General features: G+C 70.3%; 13 protein-coding genes. 5 read left to right on the forward strand and 8 right to left on the reverse strand.

Annotation, left to right across the window (positions count from 1 at the left end; translation table 11 throughout):
- Positions 1–24: 24 nt before the first annotated feature.
- Positions 25–1,353: a DEAD/DEAH box helicase gene (locus G545_RS13360; RefSeq protein ID WP_052347251.1), complete on the reverse strand. Its 1,329-nt coding sequence runs from the start codon at positions 1,351–1,353 to the stop codon at positions 25–27.
- A 482-nt stretch (positions 1,354–1,835) separates the two neighbouring features.
- Between G545_RS13360 and G545_RS0103170 the strand changes: the two genes are divergently transcribed.
- Together G545_RS0103170 and G545_RS0103175 are read left to right on the forward strand one after the other, a co-directional pair.
- Positions 1,836–3,920, forward strand: coding sequence for a M13 family metallopeptidase (locus G545_RS0103170; RefSeq protein ID WP_027069120.1), 2,085 nt, complete (start codon positions 1,836–1,838; stop codon positions 3,918–3,920).
- A gap of 125 nt (positions 3,921–4,045) precedes the next feature.
- Complete coding sequence (locus G545_RS0103175) at positions 4,046–6,025, forward strand: M13 family metallopeptidase (protein ID WP_036137762.1); 1,980 nt, start codon at positions 4,046–4,048, stop codon at positions 6,023–6,025.
- A 15-nt stretch (positions 6,026–6,040) separates the two neighbouring features.
- Here the strand turns inward: G545_RS0103175 and G545_RS0103180 are convergent, their stop codons facing one another.
- The 4 genes from G545_RS0103180 to G545_RS0103195 form a co-directional block, all read right to left on the reverse strand.
- Positions 6,041–6,700 carry a rhomboid family intramembrane serine protease gene (locus G545_RS0103180; RefSeq protein ID WP_027069122.1) on the reverse strand — a complete coding sequence of 220 codons (660 nt, stop codon included), beginning with the start codon at positions 6,698–6,700 and terminating at the stop codon, positions 6,041–6,043.
- Positions 6,701–6,765: 65 nt separating this feature from the next.
- Positions 6,766–7,092 carry an MGMT family protein gene (locus G545_RS0103185; protein WP_081677693.1) on the reverse strand — a complete coding sequence of 109 codons (327 nt, stop codon included), beginning with the start codon at positions 7,090–7,092 and terminating at the stop codon, positions 6,766–6,768.
- Between the two features lie 3 nt (positions 7,093–7,095).
- Positions 7,096–8,223, reverse strand: a complete 1,128-nt coding sequence (locus tag G545_RS0103190; protein WP_027069124.1) for an inorganic phosphate transporter — start codon at positions 8,221–8,223, stop codon at positions 7,096–7,098.
- A 10-nt stretch (positions 8,224–8,233) separates the two neighbouring features.
- Positions 8,234–8,860, reverse strand: coding sequence for a DUF47 domain-containing protein (locus G545_RS0103195; RefSeq protein WP_027069125.1), 627 nt, complete (start codon positions 8,858–8,860; stop codon positions 8,234–8,236).
- Between the two features lie 275 nt (positions 8,861–9,135).
- Here G545_RS0103195 and G545_RS0103200 point away from each other — a divergent pair, with 275 nt between their 5' ends.
- Positions 9,136–10,473: a hemolysin family protein gene (locus G545_RS0103200; protein WP_027069126.1), complete on the forward strand. Its 1,338-nt coding sequence runs from the start codon at positions 9,136–9,138 to the stop codon at positions 10,471–10,473.
- The gene (locus G545_RS0103205; protein WP_027069127.1) at positions 10,457–11,092 is read left to right on the forward strand and encodes an exopolysaccharide biosynthesis protein; all 636 of its coding nucleotides are present in this window, start codon (positions 10,457–10,459) and stop codon (positions 11,090–11,092) included. Before G545_RS0103200 ends, G545_RS0103205 begins: the two co-directional genes overlap by 17 nt.
- Positions 11,093–11,101: 9 nt before the next feature.
- On the opposite strand, the gene G545_RS0103210 is transcribed toward G545_RS0103205, so the two are convergent.
- The gene (locus tag G545_RS0103210; protein ID WP_027069128.1) at positions 11,102–11,863 is read right to left on the reverse strand and encodes an RNA methyltransferase; all 762 of its coding nucleotides are present in this window, start codon (positions 11,861–11,863) and stop codon (positions 11,102–11,104) included.
- Positions 11,864–11,971: 108 nt separating this feature from the next.
- On the opposite strand from G545_RS0103210, the gene G545_RS0103215 reads away from it, so the two are divergent.
- Entirely contained in the window at positions 11,972–12,802 is an 831-nt protein-coding gene (locus tag G545_RS0103215; RefSeq protein WP_027069129.1) for an inositol monophosphatase family protein, read from the forward strand.
- 79 nt (positions 12,803–12,881) lie between these two features.
- Here G545_RS0103215 and secF read toward each other — a convergent pair whose 3' ends face one another.
- On the reverse strand, positions 12,882–13,871 hold the full coding sequence (gene secF / locus G545_RS0103220; protein ID WP_027069130.1) for a protein translocase subunit SecF: 990 nt from the start codon (positions 13,869–13,871) through the stop codon (positions 12,882–12,884).
- Between the two features lie 16 nt (positions 13,872–13,887).
- Positions 13,888–15,756 (reverse strand): protein translocase subunit SecD, encoded by a 1,869-nt coding sequence (gene secD / locus G545_RS0103225; protein WP_027069131.1) that lies wholly within the window; start codon positions 15,754–15,756, stop codon positions 13,888–13,890.
- Between the last annotated feature and the right edge of the window lie 85 nt (positions 15,757–15,841).

A 15,841-nucleotide genomic window follows, 5' to 3' on the forward strand; every position in this document is an offset into this window, starting at 1 on the left:
GCGTGCGCGGGGACGACGGATGCCTCAGGCGCCGGCGGTGGTCCGCCGGCCACCACGGCGCCGGCGGCCCGGCCCCGCGTGCGCGTGCGGCTTGGCGTCGGCGGAGCGCGGCTGGGTGTGGCCGCGCGGGGTCGGGTTACGCTGCGCGCGCGGCGGGCGGTCGCCGGACTTCTGGCGCGGGTTGGGCAACGGCACGTTCAGGCGCAGCGGCTGCGCCGGCTCGTAGCCCGGGTACGCGGCCACCTCGACTTCGCCCTTGCCTTCCAGCACCTTGTGGATCTGGCGCAGCAGGCCGCCCTCGTCGTGGGAGACCAGCGAGATCGCCTCGCCGCTGGCGCCGTTGCGGCCGGTGCGGCCGATGCGGTGCACGTAGTCCTCGGCCACCATCGGCAGCTCGAAGTTGATCACCAGCGGCAGGTCGGGGATGTCCAGGCCGCGGGCGGCCACGTCGGTGGCCACCAGCACGCGGGCCTTGCCCGCCTTGAACGCCGTCAGTGCCTTCTGGCGCTGGGCCTGGCTCTTGTTGCCGTGGATGGCGACCGCGCTCAGGCCGGACTTCTCCAGCTGCTCGGCCAGGCGGTTACAGCCATGCTTGGTGCGGCCGAACACGATCGCCTGGTCGGTGTGGCGCGAGGACAGGATCTCGACCAGCAGGTCGCGCTTGCGCGAGGCCTCCACGGGGTGGGCGCGGTGGCTGATGGTCTCGGCGACGGCGCGGCCGGCGGCCACCTGCACCTGCTTCGGCTCGCGCATGAACTGCAGGGCGAGCTGCTTGAGCTGCGCCTCGAAGGTGGCCGAGAACAGCAGGGTCTGGCGCTGCGCCGGCAGCTTGCCGAGGATGCGCTTGATGGCGTGCAGGAAGCCCATGTCGAGCATGCGGTCGGCCTCGTCGAGCACCAGCACCTCGACGGCGTCCAGCTGCACGGTGCCCTGCCCCATGTGGTCGATCAGGCGGCCCGGGCAGGCCACCAGCACGTCTACGCCGCGGCGCATCGCGTCGACCTGCGGCTTCATGCCCACGCCGCCGAACATGGTGGCGGTGCGGATCGGCAGGTGGCGGGCGTAGGCACGCAGGTTCTCTTCCACCTGCACGGCGAGCTCGCGGGTCGGGACCAGCACCAGCGCGCGCGGCTTGCGCGGGCCCTTGGCCGGGGTGAGGGCGGACAGGCGCTGCAGCAGCGGCAGGCCGAACGCGGCGGTCTTGCCGGTGCCGGTCTGGGCGCCGCCCAGCAGGTCGTGGCCGGCCAGGACCAGCGGGATGGATTCGGCCTGGATCGGGGTCGGGCTGGTGTAGCCCTGTTCGGAAAGCGCGCGCAGCAGTGCCGGCGCGACGCCAAGGGATTCAAAGGACATCGGATGCTCCAAAGCGGATATCCACGGCGCCTGCCGTGGAGCCATCCGGAGCGTTCCCTGTAACCGCGCTGCGAATGACGGATGTGACGGCACCGGAGGTTCCGGGCCGTGTCGGCGCGACGAAAGACGTGCGGGGATGAGTCGCACCGGACCACGCCTTTCGGGGTGGGGTCTTGGCCTGTGTGGGCCAACCCGTGCGAGGGCCTACCTGGGAACGTACCCCTTGCGGGGGAAGGCAGCCGTGCGCTGAACAGGCGGAACCTTACGGGAAAGCGCCGGCCCGCGCCAGTCCGCCGCGCGGCGGCGGGCCTCGCCGTTCACGTTGGCCCGCGGCACTGGACGCGCCAGCCATTACCTCCTGCACCCTGCGCCGCCCCGCCCCGGGGTCTATCGTGGGCGGCGATTCCGCCCGTCCGCGGCGGAGCCCAGCACACCTTGCCCAACCGGCCGGAGCCGCCATGAACCTGACCAAGCCCAGAGTACTGCTGCTGTCCCTAGCCATCGCGGCCGCCGTCGCGGCCTGCTCGAACCAGCCGGACGAAGCGCCGGCCGCCAGCAACTCCACCACGGCGGCGCAGGACGACGGCGGACTGCAGCTCGACGAGGCCAGCCTCCCGGGCGTCAACCGCTTCCTGGCCAGCGACCTCGACCCGTCCGTCGATGCCTGCGTCGACTTCGCCGGTCACGTCAACGGCAAGTGGCTGGCCGCCAACGACATCCCCGGCGACCGTACCTCCTGGGGCGCCTTCGAGATGCTCGACGAGCGCTCCACCGCCGTGCAGCGCCAGCTGGCCGAGCAGGCCGCCGCCGACGAGGACGCCGATGGCGTGGCGGAGATCGTCGGCGACTTCTGGGCCACCGGCATGGACGTGGAGACGATCAACGCCCAGGGCATCGCCCCGCTGCAGGAAGAGCTGGACGAGATCGCCGCGATCGACTCGCCCGAGGCCATCGCCGGCTACCTGCGCGAGAGCGCCTCGGAAGGCCGGAACTTCCTGTTCGGCTTCGGCGCCGAGGCCGACTTCAAGGACTCGGACATGAACATCGCCTACGCGATGCAGGGTGGCCTGGGCCTGCCCGACAGGGGCTACTACTTCGACGAGGACAAGAAGGACAAGCTCGAGGCCTACCAGCAGCACGTGGCGAAGGTGCTTGAGCTTTCCGGCATCGACGCGGCGGAGGCCGAGCGCCAGGCCGCCGACGTGGTCGCCTTCGAGACCCGCCTGGCGGAAGTGTCCAAGTCCAGCGAGGAGATGTCGCGCGACGTCTCGCTGTTCTACAACCCGGTGACGCTGGAGGAGGCCGACGCGCTGGCGCCGAACTTCCCGTGGACGCGCTTCTTCGAGTCGCAGGGCGTGGAGGCGCCGGAGATGTTCTCGCTGGCGATCCCGGACTTCCACGCCGAGGTCAGCGAGATGATCGCCGACGTGCCGGTGGAGCAGTGGCAGGCGTACCTGCGCTTCCACACCGTCGACAACGCCTCGCCCTACCTGGCCGACGAGTTCGCCCGCGAGCACTTCAACTTCTACAGCGCGACCCTGCGCGGCCAGGCGGAGATGAAGGAGCGCGGCAAGCGCGTGCTCGACGCCATCAACGGCCAGGTCGGCGAGGCGCTGGGCCAGCTCTACGTGCAGGTCGCTTTCCCGCCCGAGTCCAAGGCGCAGATGGAGGAGCTGGTCGGCAACCTCAGCGACGCGCTCAAGGCCCGCATCGAGGACCTGGACTGGATGACCGACGAAACCAAGGCCAAGGCCATGGAGAAGTGGGCCAGCTTCACGCCAAAGATCGGCTACCCGGACAAGTGGCGTGACTGGAGCGGCCTGGACACCGACCGCGACAGCTACATCGAAAACGTGATGGCGGCCAACGAGTTCAACTACAAGTGGAACCTGTCCAAGATCGGCGAGCCGGTCGACGACACCGAGTGGGCGATGAGTCCGCAGACGGTCAACGCCTACTACAACCCGCTGGCCAACGAGATCGTGTTCCCGGCCGCCATCCTGCAGCCCCCGTTCTTCGACCCGGACGCCACCCCGGAGATGAACTACGGCGGCATCGGCGCGGTGATCGGCCACGAGATGATCCACGGCTACGACGACCAGGGCAGCCGCTTCGGACCCACCGGCAACTTTGAGAACTGGTGGACCGAGGAGGATGCGTCCGGCTTCAAGGCGCTCACCGACCGGCTGGTCGCGCAGTTCAACGCCTACGAGGCCAAGCCGGGCAAGAACGTCAACGGCAGCCTGACCCTGGGCGAGAACATCGCCGACCTGGGTGGCCTGGCGGTCGCCTATGACGCGATGAAGGCGGCCACCGAAGGCAGCGAGGACCCGATGACCGACGGCATGAGCCGCGACCAGCGTTTCTTCGCCAACTGGGCGACCGTGTGGCGCCGGAACTTCACCGACCAGGAGCTGGACGTCCGCCTGCAGACCGATCCGCACGCGCCGGCCAACTTCCGCGCCATCGGTGCGCCGTCGAACCTGCCGGCGTTCGCGGAGGCGTTCGAGTGCGAGCCGGGCCAGCCGATGGTCCGCAGCGGTGACGACCAGGTGGTCATCTGGTGACCGGCTGATACCGGAAGCCATCCGAACCGGGCCCGGGGATCGCTCCCCGGGCTTTTTTCGTGGCGTGTACGGCGTGTTGCAGGGGGTGTGAATAGACTCCGCCCAGCTTCCACCGGATACCGCGCATGACCCGTACACCGATCGCCAGCGCCCTCGCCGCCGGCCTGCTCGCCACCCTCGCCAGCCTCCCCGGACACGCCGTGGAGGCGTGCACGGACTTCCACGGGCACGCCAACGCGACCTGGCTGGCCAACCACGTACTGCCCGAGGGCGTGGACGCCGTCACCGCGCTGGGCGAGCTGGAATCGCGCGTGCGCGGGCAGCAGGTGGCGCTGCTCAACTCGGCGATGCAGTCGCCGGAGAACGAGGTCCAGAAGCTGCTCGGCGACTTCTGGGCCAGCGGGCTGTCCGAGGCGCAGGTCGAGCGCGACGGCGCCCAGCCGCTGGGACCGCTGCTGGAGCGGATCAACGCGATCCGCCGTGCCCGCGACATCCCGCCGACGATCGCCGCACTGCACCAGGTCGGGATCCCGGTGGTGTTCAACTTCGGCGCCGACGTCGACCTGCGGGACCTGCAGCGGCACATCGGCTACTTCACCCAGGGCGGGCTCGGGCTGCCCGACCCGGCCTTCTACACCCGCGATGACGCCGCCACCGCGGCGCTCATGGAGCGCTACCGTGAGTACGTGCGGCAGGTGCTGGTGCTGACCGGCACCCCCGAGCGCCGCGCCGCCGCCGAGGCCGACCAGGTGATCGACCTGGAGCGCCGGATCGCCGCCGCCTCGCGGCCGCTCAGCCTGCTCCGCAACCCGGAGGCCAGCTACGCGCTGGTGCAGGTGGACGGCCTCGCCGGCAGCTACCCGCACCTGCAACTGGACCAGTTCCTTCAGGCGCAGGGGGTCGACTCCACGGTCGTGTCGCTCGCCAACCCGGCACTGTTCGCCGCGCTCGACGGCATGGTCGACGACCTCAAGCCGGCCCAGTGGCGTGCCTACCTGCGCTGGCGCGTCGGGGACGCGATGGCGCCCTACCTGTCGAAGGCCTGGCGCGACATCCACTTCGACTTCCACGGCCGCGTCCTGGCCGGCAGGCAGGCGCCGCCGTCGCGCGAGCAGCAGGTGCTGGACGCGATCAACCTGGCGGCCGGGCCGATGCTCGGGCGCGAGTACGCCAACCGCTACGTCCAGCCGGCCACCCGCGAGCGCGCCGAGCAGATCGCCGGGCAGGTGCGCGAGGCGCTGGGCCGCGCCCTGCAGCGCGACACCCGGCTGGGTCCGGAGGCGAAGGCCGAGGCGGCCGCCAAGCTCGCGCGGCTGTCCATCGAGATCGGCACCCCGCCGCGCGACCTGGACTACACCGTGCAGCCGATGGGCCGCGGCAGCTTCGGCGGCAACATGCTGATCGCCTCGACCTGGCACCACCGCGAACAGATGCGCCGGATCGGCGAGGCCAACGCGCACCGGCGCTGGAACGTCCTGCCTCAACAGGCCTCGCTGGCCTACGACATCGCGCACAACCGGCTGGTGGTGACCGCCGCCGCCCTGCAGTCGCCGATCCTGGACGCGACCGGCAGCCTGGCCGCCGGGTACGGCAGCTTCGGCGCCCTGGTCGGCCACGAACTCAGCCATGGCTTCGACATCCACGGCCGGATGGTCGATGCCGCCGGCGAGCTGCGCGAGTGGTGGAACCCGGCCGAGGTCCAGGCCTGGCGGACCCTCGCCGGCCAGGTGGCGACCCAGTACAGCCGGCACGACTGGCCGGGCCTGGACGGCCGCAAGGTGGACGGCAGCCTCAGCGCCAGCGAGAACGTCGCCGACCTGGCCGGCGTGCAACTGGCATGGGAGGCGATGCAGGCGTCGGCATCTGGATCCGAAGGGGATGCACGGCGTGAGTTCTTCACCGCCTGGGCCGGCCTGTGGCCGCAGCAGCTGTCCACGGCCGAGGCGACCCGTCGCGCGGCGACCTCGCCGCACGCGCCCGGGAAGTGGCGCACCAACGTGCCGCTGATGAACCTGGCGGCCTTCGGCGAGGCGTTCGGGTGCAAGGCATCGGACCCGATGCGGCTGCCGCCGGCCGACCAGCTGCAGGTGTGGCCGCAGCCCTGAGCCCCGCCCCCGGCGTCAGCGCACGATGCGGATCTTCGGCGGCCCCCTGCGGCCGCCGAAGGGCGGCTGGCCGCGCCAGTAGCGGATCAGCAGCCAGCCGAACAGCATCCCGCCCAGGTGCGCGAAGTGCGCCACCCCTGGTTGCCAGCCACTGAAGCCCAGCAGCAGTTCGATCAGCCCGTAAACGATCACCAGGGTCCGGGCCTTCATCGGCACCGGAGGGATCAGCAGCATCACGCGCTGGTGCGGGAACAGCAGTCCGTAGGCCAGCAGCAGGCCGAACACGCCACCCGACGCACCGACCGTCGGATACGCCGGCCCGCCATTCGACATGGTCCACCAGCCCACGGCGAGCTGGCACACCGCCGCGCCGGCCACGCAGGTCAGGAAGTAGGTCAGAAACCGGCGCTCGCCCCAGACGTGCTCCAGCGGCGCCCCGAACATCAGCAGGGCCAGCATGTTGAAGGCCAGGTGCCCGAAGCTGCCGTGCATGAAGCCGTAGGTCAGCAGCTGCCAGGGCAGGAACTCGTAGGGGGCGGGCGCACCGGTGCCCGCGCCGAGCGGCCAAAGCATGAACATCGCCAGTGCGAAGTCGCCCAGCAGCAGCTGGAGCACGAAGACCAGGGCGTTGGCGATCAGCAGCGCCTTGGTGACGGGGGGAAGGTTGGAAAACATCGCGGCTCCTTGCAGCTCGCGCAATGGTAGCGGCCCGGCTGCGCCCGGGTCCGTGATGGCGCCGCTCAGGGGCCCCAGATCTGCTCGTCGAGGCTGGCGGCGGCCCGCTGGCCACGCACCCGCCCGCCCTGCACCACCACGCCCTCGGCGCGCAGGCGCTGGCACTGCTCGCCGTGCCAGGGGTCACCGGGCGGGAAGGCGATGCTGCCGTCGGCACGCACCACCCGGTGCCAGGGCAGCCCCGGATCGTCGTTGCCGGCCAGCACCCGCGCCGCGAGCCGCGCGCGGCCCGGCAGGCCGGCGCGCCTGGCGACCTCTCCGTAGCCGGCCACGGTCCCGGCCGGGATCGCCCGCACCGCGGCAAGGATCCGCTGGCGGGCGCCCTCGTCCACCGGCTACGCCAGCCCGGCCGCGGCCAGCGCCCGGAACATTACGTAGGCGAAGCCGCCGGCCATGGGGATCGTCAGGATCCACGCCCAGATCATCCGCTCCACCACCGTCCACTTGATCGCGTTGAAGCGCTTGGCGGTGCCCACGCCCATGATCGCCGAGGAGATGTTGTGGGTCGTCGAGACCGGGATGCCCAGCGACGACGCCGCGAGGATGACCGAAGCGGCACTGGTCTCCGCGGCGAAGCCGTGGATGGGGTGCAGCTTGACCAGCTTGTGGCCGAGGGTCTTGATGATCCGCCACCCGCCGGCGGCCGTGCCGGCGGCCATCACCAGCGCGCAGGTGACCTTGATCCACAGGTCGATGTCGCCGTCGGCCAGCGCACCCGGCGAGGGATGCAGGAACCCGAGGATGGCGGGCAGATCGGCGAGCAGGCCGGTGGCTTCCGCGCTGACCAGGGTCAGGGCGATGATGCCCATGGTCTTCTGCGCGTCGTTCATGCCGTGGGCGAAGCCCATGCCCGCTGCACTGACGATCTGCGCCTTGCCGAACAGGCCGTTGACCCAGCGCGGTCGGGCCAGTCGGGCCAGCAGGCCACCCGCCGCGGCCATCGCGGAGATGATCGCGAACAGCACGCCCATCAGCAGGAAGCCGGCAATGAAGCCGAGCACGGGCGAACTGACCATCGGCACGATCACCTTCCACAGCACGCCCGCGCTGCGCCAGACCGGGTCGGCCGGCTCGGACCAGATGATCGCCTCGAAGTTGTTGCCAGCCGCGGCGAGCGCCGCGCCGACCAGTCCGCCGATCAGCGCGTGCGAGGACGAGGACGGCAGTCCGAACCACCAGGTGATCAGGTTCCAGATGATGCCGCCCATGAGCGCGCACAGGATCAGCTGCGAGCCGACCTCCACCACGCCCATGTCGATCAGGCCCGAGGCGATGGTCTTGGCGACGGCGGTGCCGGCCAGCGCGCCCAGCAGGTTCATGCCGGCGGCCAGGGAGACGGCCTGCATCGGCGAGAGCACCTTGGTCGCGACCACGGTGGCGATGGAGTTGGCGGTGTCGTGGAAGCCGTTGATGTACTCGAAGGTGAGTGCCACCAGGATCACGACGATGACCAGGGTCAGCATCGTTGCGGCCTCAGGAGTTCTTGAGCACGATCTCGTAGGCCACCACGCCGGCCTCGCGGCAGCGGTCGATGGCCTTCTCGAGGATCTCGAAGAACTCCTTGAGCAGGAACATCTGCAGCGGGTCGAGCTTGCCGGAGTAGATGTCGCGGTAGAGCTCGAGCATCAGCCGGTCGGCTTCGTTCTCCAGCGCGCGCAGCTTGTCGCTGAGCACCTTCATCGGCGCCAGCTTCATCTTCGGCAGCAGCCGGACCATCTCCACCACCACCTCGGCGGCCTGCTCGAGCATCGCCGCGCGCGGGGTGAAGTCGATGTGCTCCAGGTGCTGCAGCGCCAGCGCGTAGCGGTCGGCGAACTTCTCGATCTGCTTGGGGATCTTGTACAGCGCCGAGCCCAGCGCCTCGATGTCCTCGCGCTCGATCGGGGTGATGAAGCTGTCCACCAGCTCCTGGCTGATCTTGGAGGACACGTCGCGCTGCTGAAGGCGCGCGAGCTTGAAGGCGTCCAGCGCCGGCTGGCGGTCGGCGACCTTCAGCATCTCGTGCAGCGCGTGGGCGCTGTCGCGGGCGGCGACGGCCGACTCCTCGAGCAGCGTGTAGAACTGGTTGCCTTGGCCGAAGATGGTTTGCAGCGAGAACATGGGAACCCCGGGGAATGCGGATGCTGGAGGCGGGCCGCGCCCGTTCCGGGCCGGCCAGGCGGCCGGCTGGCCACGACAGGCGCGGATTATGACGGTTTCGTTGCACCCGCGCCCAGTACCGCGCGTTCACGGGCGTGGCGGCACCGTCGGCTGCTAGACTCCGCCCTCACCCCCCGGGGCACCTTTCCCCAGCATCCCCACATGGACGACGACCCACGATCTTGCCGCGGTGCCAGGTGCGCCATCCACACACCTGAGTCCAGGAGCCCGGCGGCATGCTCGAGTTCCTGATCGTCCTGGTCCTGATCGCGTTCAACGCCTTCTTCGCACTGTCGGAGATGTCGGTCGTCACCTCGCGCAAGCCGCGGCTGCGCCAGATGGACGGGAAGAAGGCGCAGCGCGCGCTGGAGCTGGCCGAGCACCCCGAGCAGTTCCTGTCCACGGTGCAGGTTGGCATCACCCTGATCGCGATCCTCACCGGCATGTTCGGCGGCGACGCCATCGGCGCGATCTTCGGCGCCCACCTGGCCGAGTGGGTCCCGGCGCTGGGCGAGTACGCGCGCGTGGTGGGAACGGTCCTCGCCGTCGCCCTGATCACCTACCTGAGCATCGTGCTGGGCGAGCTGCTGCCCAAGCGCCTGGCGCTGCTGGCGCCCGAACGCCTGGCCACCGCCGTCGCGGTGCCGATGCACTGGGTCGCCTGGATCGCCCGCCCCGCGGTGTGGCTGCTGACGGCCTCGATCCGGGGGCTGCTGAAACTGCTGCGGCTGGACAGCACCGAGGCGTCCGCGGTGAGCGAGGAGGAGATCCGCCTTCTCGTGAGCGAAAGCCACGAGCAGGGCGTGATCGACGCCGACGAGCGCAAGATGATGAACCGGGTCCTGGACCTGGGCGACCGGAGCACCGAGAGCCTGATGACCCCGCGCACGCGGATCACCTGGCTGGACGCGGAGGCACCGCTGGAGGAGAACCTGGCCACCATGCGCGAGGCGCCGTTCTCGCGCTTCCCGGTCTACAAGGGCGACGACCGCGACGTGATCGGCCTGGTCGAGGCCAAGTCGCTGCTGCGCGCACTCGAGCCCGGGGTGCCGATCGACCTGTTCGGCGACATGCGCGAGGTCCTGTTCGTCTCCGAGTCGACGCCGGCGCTGAAGCTGCTGGAGATCCTGCGCGAGGAACAGCAGTCGCTGGCGCTGGTGGTCGACGAGTACGGCGACGTTACCGGGGTGGTGACGGTCAACGACGTCATGGGCGCGGTGATCGGCCGCACCCACTCCGGCATGGGTGCCCAGGCTCCGGGCGAGCGCCCTGACCCGACGCGCGGCCCCGTCGTGGAGCGCGAGGACGGCAGCTGGTTGATCGACGGCTCCCTGCACCTGGACGACCTGCGCGAGCTGCTGCGCAGCCCGGTACCGGGCGTGGACGAGTACGACTTCCACACCGCCGCCGGCATGGTGATCGCGCACATCGGGCGCATCCCCAATGTCGGCGACTGCTTCGAGTGGCCGGGCTGGAAGGCCGAGGTGGTGGACCTGGACGGCCCGCGCGTCGACAAGCTGCTGCTGAGCCGGGTGGAGTCCCCGGACGGGCGCGGCGATGACGACGCCGACTGATCCGGGCCACGCGGAGGCGGGCACGCGCGCCCTGCTCGATGCACTCGCGCAGGGGGGCGCGCCGGACGAGGTCGTCGACCTCGGCCAGGTGTTCGCCGGGCTGGGGCGGCGTTCGTTCGGCATGTTGCTGTTCATCGCCACCCTGCCCGCCTTCATCCCGGTACCGGGCCTGGCCGGGGCCGCCAGCGGTCCATTGGTGATGCTGATCGGGGCGCAGCTGCTGGTTGGCCGGCGTACCCCCTGGCTGCCCCGGTTCATTGCACGGCGCGGCCCCCGGCGGCGCACGCTGCAGCGCTTCCGCGACCGCATCTCGCCATGGCTCGGGCGGCTGGAGCGGCGCGTGCGCCCGCGCAATGCCGAACTTCTCGACCACAGGCTGGCGACGTCGTGGACCGGCCTGCTCCTGCTGTTGCTGGGGCTGCTGCTGTCGCTGCCGATCCCCTTCACCAACTACGTGTTCGGCGTACTGCTGCTGTTGTTCGCGCTGGCCCTGCTGGAGCGCGACGGCCGCCTGATGGCGGTCGCCTGGACGACGGGCGCGGTGGCGGTCACCGCCTCGGTGCTGTTGTCGGGGCAGGTCGCGGCCTGGCTTGCCCCGATGTTCGACCTGCTGGTCTGACCGGCGCCCTCAACGCCGGCCGGCCAGCATCGCCATGCGCTGGGCGTCGGCGAGGATGCCGTGCAGCAGGCGCACCTCGCGCTGGTCCAGGCGCGCGCGCAGCAGCAACCGGCGCAGCTTGCGCATCGCCGACTCCGGGGCGCGGCCCTTGTGGAAGTCGATCTGCTCCAGGGTGTCGGCGAAGTGGGCGAACAGGCCTTCCATGTTCTCGTGGGTGGCCGGCGGGTCGCGCGGCTCCACGGCTTCCCGTGGACCCGCGGCCTCGAGCAGGGCCAGGCGCAGTTCGTACGCGAGCACCTGCACGGCGGCGGCAAGGTTGAGCGAGCTGTAGTCCGGGTTCGCGGGGATGTGCACCGCCGCGTGGCACAGCTGCAGCTCACCATTCTCCAGGCCGGTGCGCTCGCGGCCGAACACCAGTGCCACTTCGCCGCCATCCGCGGCCTCGTGGACCGCGCGCGCCGCCGCCTCCCGCGGCAGCAACTGCTCCAGCTGGACCCGGCGGCTGCGCGCGGTGCAGCCCAGCACCAGCCGGCAGTCGGCCACCGCGGTGGCCAGGTCGGGCACCACCGGCGCGGCGTCCAGCACGTCGTCCGCGCCGGCGGCCAGCGCGCTGGATTCGGCGTTGGGCGCCTTCTCAGGGGCGACCAGGACCAGGCGCGCAAGGCCCATGGTCTTGAGCGCGCGCGCGGCCGAGCCGATGTTGCCGGGATGCTGGGTCCCGACCAGCACGATGCGCAGCCGGGAGCCGGGGTTTGCGGGGTCGGGGTTCATGGCGCAATGGTAAACTGCGCGACCGGCCACGACGTGCCGGCGGCGGCTCCTTCGCGGGCCGCCCTGCTCTTTTCCCCAACCGCATTCCACCAGGCAGAGGCCCACGCCATGCAGAAACCCGCCGTCACCCTCATGGTCAAGGCCGCACGCTCCGCCGGCAACGTACTGCTCCGGCACATGAACCGCCTCGAGGGCCTGAACGTGGTGGAGAAGGCGCGGATGGACTTCGCCAGCGAGGTCGACGCGATGGCCGAGAAGGAGGTCATCCGCGAACTGCGCCGCGCGACGCCGGACTACGCGATCCTGGGCGAGGAAGGTGGCGAGGTGAAGGGACGCGGCGGCAACAGCCGCTTCACCTGGGTGATCGATCCGCTCGACGGCACCAGCAACTACCTGCGCGGCATCCCGCACTTCTGCGTTTCCATCGCACTGGTGGAAAACGGCGAGCCGCTGCACGGGGTCGTGTTCGACCCGCTGCGCAACGAGCTGTTCACCGCCAGCCGGGGCAGCGGCGCCACCCTCAACGACAAGCGCATCCGCGTGGGGGACCGCAAGGACCTGGACGGGGCGATGATCCTCACCGGCTTCCCGCCGCGCGAGCGCAAGCGCACCTCCGCGCAGCTCAAGGCGCTGGACAGCCTGATGGGCGAGATCGAGGAGATCCGCCGCACCGGTTCGGCCGCGCTCGACCTGGCCTGGGTCGCCGCCGGGCGCGCCGATGCGTACTTCGAGGCCGGGCTCAAGCCTTGGGACATCGCCGCCGGCGCGCTGCTGGTGCGCGAGGCCGGCGGCATGGTCTGCGACTACCGCGGCAGGGGCACCCCGCGCATGGATGCCACCGGCCCGGACACCCGTCCGCTGATGGCCGCGAACGTCAAGATCGGTCCGTTGCTGCAGCAGCGGCTGGTCAGCACCGGGTACGCGGCGACGTTCGACTGATCCGTCGTACGCCTCCCCCACACATGAAAGAGGCCGCGGATCCCGCGGCCTTTTTCATGTTTGCCGAGTTGCGGCGCCGTCAGGGACGGCGCGCGAGCTCCGCCTCGTCCCTGGCCTTCGGCATCAGGTCCTGCTTGGTCACCCTCAGCGCACCGCGGTCCAGCAGCGGAGCGGCCACGAAGATCGACGACAGGGTGCCGAAGATCACGCCCATGATCATCGCCTCGGCCATGCCCGCCAGCGAGCCGCCGCCGTAGAAGTACAGCGCCAGCATGGTCAGCAGCGAGACCACCGAGGTGATCACGGTGCGCGACAGGGTCTGGTTGATCGAGGCGTTGATGATTTCGGTCGGGCTCGCGCGCATGCCGCGGAAGTTCTCGCGGATGCGGTCGAACACCACGATGGTGTCGTTGATCGAGAAGCCCAGCACCGAAAGCAGGCCGGCCAGCACGGTCAGGTCGAACTCGTGCCCGGTGATCGCGAACCAGCCGGCGACGACGATGACGTCGTGCAGCGAGGTCAGCACCGCGGCGATCGCGAACTTCCGCTCGAACCGCAGCGAGATGTAGATCAGGAAGCCGACCACCACGAAGATCAGCGCCCACATGCCGTTGAGGGCGAGTTCACGGCCGACCTGCGGACCCACGAACTCGGTGCGCATCACCCGCCCCGGGTTGTCCGGGTATGCCAGTGCCTCGGTGACCTGGCGCGCCGTGCGGTCGTTGATGTCCGACTGCTCCGCCCCACTCGCCTGCCCGGTGTCCGGGCGGAGCCTGATGAGCAGGTCGTTGCCGGAGCCGAAGGTCTGCACCTGGGCGCCTTCCAGCCCCGCCTGCTCCAGGCGCGCACGCACGTCGTCGACGTCCACCGGCCGCTCGAAGCGGATCTCCGAGACCATGCCGCCGGTGAAGTCCAGGGCGAAGTTGAACGGCGCGCCGTCGCGGACCGTGTTGAGGGCCATCGCGCCCAGCGACACGAGGACCAGCAGCACGGATACCAGGATGGAAACCCCGCCCATCCGCATGAACGGGATGCGGCTGCCGTACGGGAACACGTTGAATGGCTTCATGATGCTTGGCTCCCGGTCAGATCGCGACGGTCTTGAGCTTGCGGCGGCTGCCGTAGATCAGGGTGGCAATGCCGCGCGAGGCCGAAACCGCGGTGTACGCGGAGACCGCGATGCCCACGATCAGCGACACCGCGAAGCCCTTGATCGGCCCGGTGCCGAAGGCGAACAGCGCCACGCCCGCCAGGATCGTGGTGATGTTGGCGTCCATGATCGTGCCCGATGCGCGGTCGTACCCTGCGGCGATCGCCGCCTTGGCCGGCATTCCCGCGCGCAGTTCCTCGCGTATGCGTTCGTTGATCAGCACGTTGGCGTCCACCGACATGCCGACCGTCAGCACGATGCCCGCCAGGCCCGGCAACGTCAGGGTGGCGCCGAACAGCGACATGATCGCCACCAGCACCAGCAGGTTCATCAGCAGCGCGATGCAGGTGATGATCCCGAACATGCGGTAGTAGATGAGGAAGAACACCAGGGTGAACAGGAAGGCGTACTTCACCGCGGTCACGCCGCGCTCGACGTTCTCCGCGCCCAGGCTCGGGCCGACCACGCGCTCCTCGATGAACATCATCGGCGCAGCCAGCGAGCCGGAGCGCAGCAGCAGCGCCAGGTCGGCCGCCTCCTTCATGCTGCCCAGCCCGGTGGTCTGGAACTCCTTCCCGAACACGCCATTGATGTTGGCGACGGAGATCACCTCCTCGCTCACGCGGGTGGTCCGGACCTCCTCGCCATTGACCATCCGCACCTCGGGGATGCGCTCGATGAACACCACCGCCATCGGCTTGCCGACGCTCTGGCTGGTGAAGTCGAACATGCGCTGGCCGCCGGCGTTGTTCAGGCGGACCGACACCGAGGGCGTACCCGACTGCGGGTCGAGCTGCGAGGCGGCGTGCACCAGCTGGTCGCCGGTGGCGATCACCCGGCGGCTGAGCAGGATCGGGATCGGGTTTCCGTCCGGACCGATTTCCCTGCGGTAGTAGACCTTCGCATCCGGCGGGATGTTGCCGGTGGCGATGGCGTCGTAGGCGTTCCCTTCCAGCGCGGCGCGGTATTCCAGCGTCGCGGTGGCGCCGATGATGCGCTTGGCCTGGGCGGTGTCCTGCACGCCGGGCAGCTGCACCACGATCCGGTCGTTGCCCTGCCGCTGGATCACCGGCTCGGACACGCCGAGCGCGTTGATGCGGTTGCGCAGGGTGCCGATGTTCTGCTCGATGGCGTCGGCGGTGATCTGCGACAGCTCCTGGTCGGACACACGCACCGTCACGGTGTTGCCGGACATGGACAGCTGCAGGGTCGGGTCCGACTCCAGGATCGCCAGGCGCGCCGCGTCGGCGTCGGCCTCTTCGGCCAGGGTGATGGTCACCTCGCTGCTGCCCGGACGCCGGGTCACCGACTGGTAGCGCACGCGCTGGTCGCGCAGCAGCACCCGCAGGTCCTCGGTGGTCGCGTCCATGCGCTTGTCCAGCGCCGCCTGCTGGTCGACCTGCATGGTGAAGTGCACGCCACCACGCAGGTCCAGGCCCAGCGGCATGGCCTCGGCGCCAAGGGACTGCAGCCACTCGGGAACCGTGGACGCCAGGCTCAGCGCGACGACGAAGTCATCGCCCAGGTCCGGGCGCAGTGCGTCCGCCGCACGCCCCTGCTCATCCGGATCGTCGAGGCGGACCAGCAGTGCCTCGTCCTCCAAGTCGATCGCCCGCGGCGTGACCCCGGCTTCGGCCAGGGTGCGTTCCACCCGTGCCTTGAGCGTCTCGTCGACGACGCCACCGCGGTCGGCGGTGACCTGCACCGACGGATCCTGCGGGTACGCGTTGGGCAACGCGTAGATCACCCCGAAGACGAGGACCAGCAGGATGAGCACGTATTGCCAGCGCGGGTAAGTCAGCATCGCAACGCCCCTGAGGCGGCCCGCCGGCCGCCGGATTCAAACGTGGAGTCCCGGAACGGGAGCGGCCGCCCGGCAGGCGCCGGGG

It is taken from the genome of Lysobacter defluvii IMMIB APB-9 = DSM 18482 (assembly GCF_000423325.1).
Taxonomy (GTDB): Bacteria; Pseudomonadota; Gammaproteobacteria; order Xanthomonadales; family Xanthomonadaceae; genus Novilysobacter; species Novilysobacter defluvii.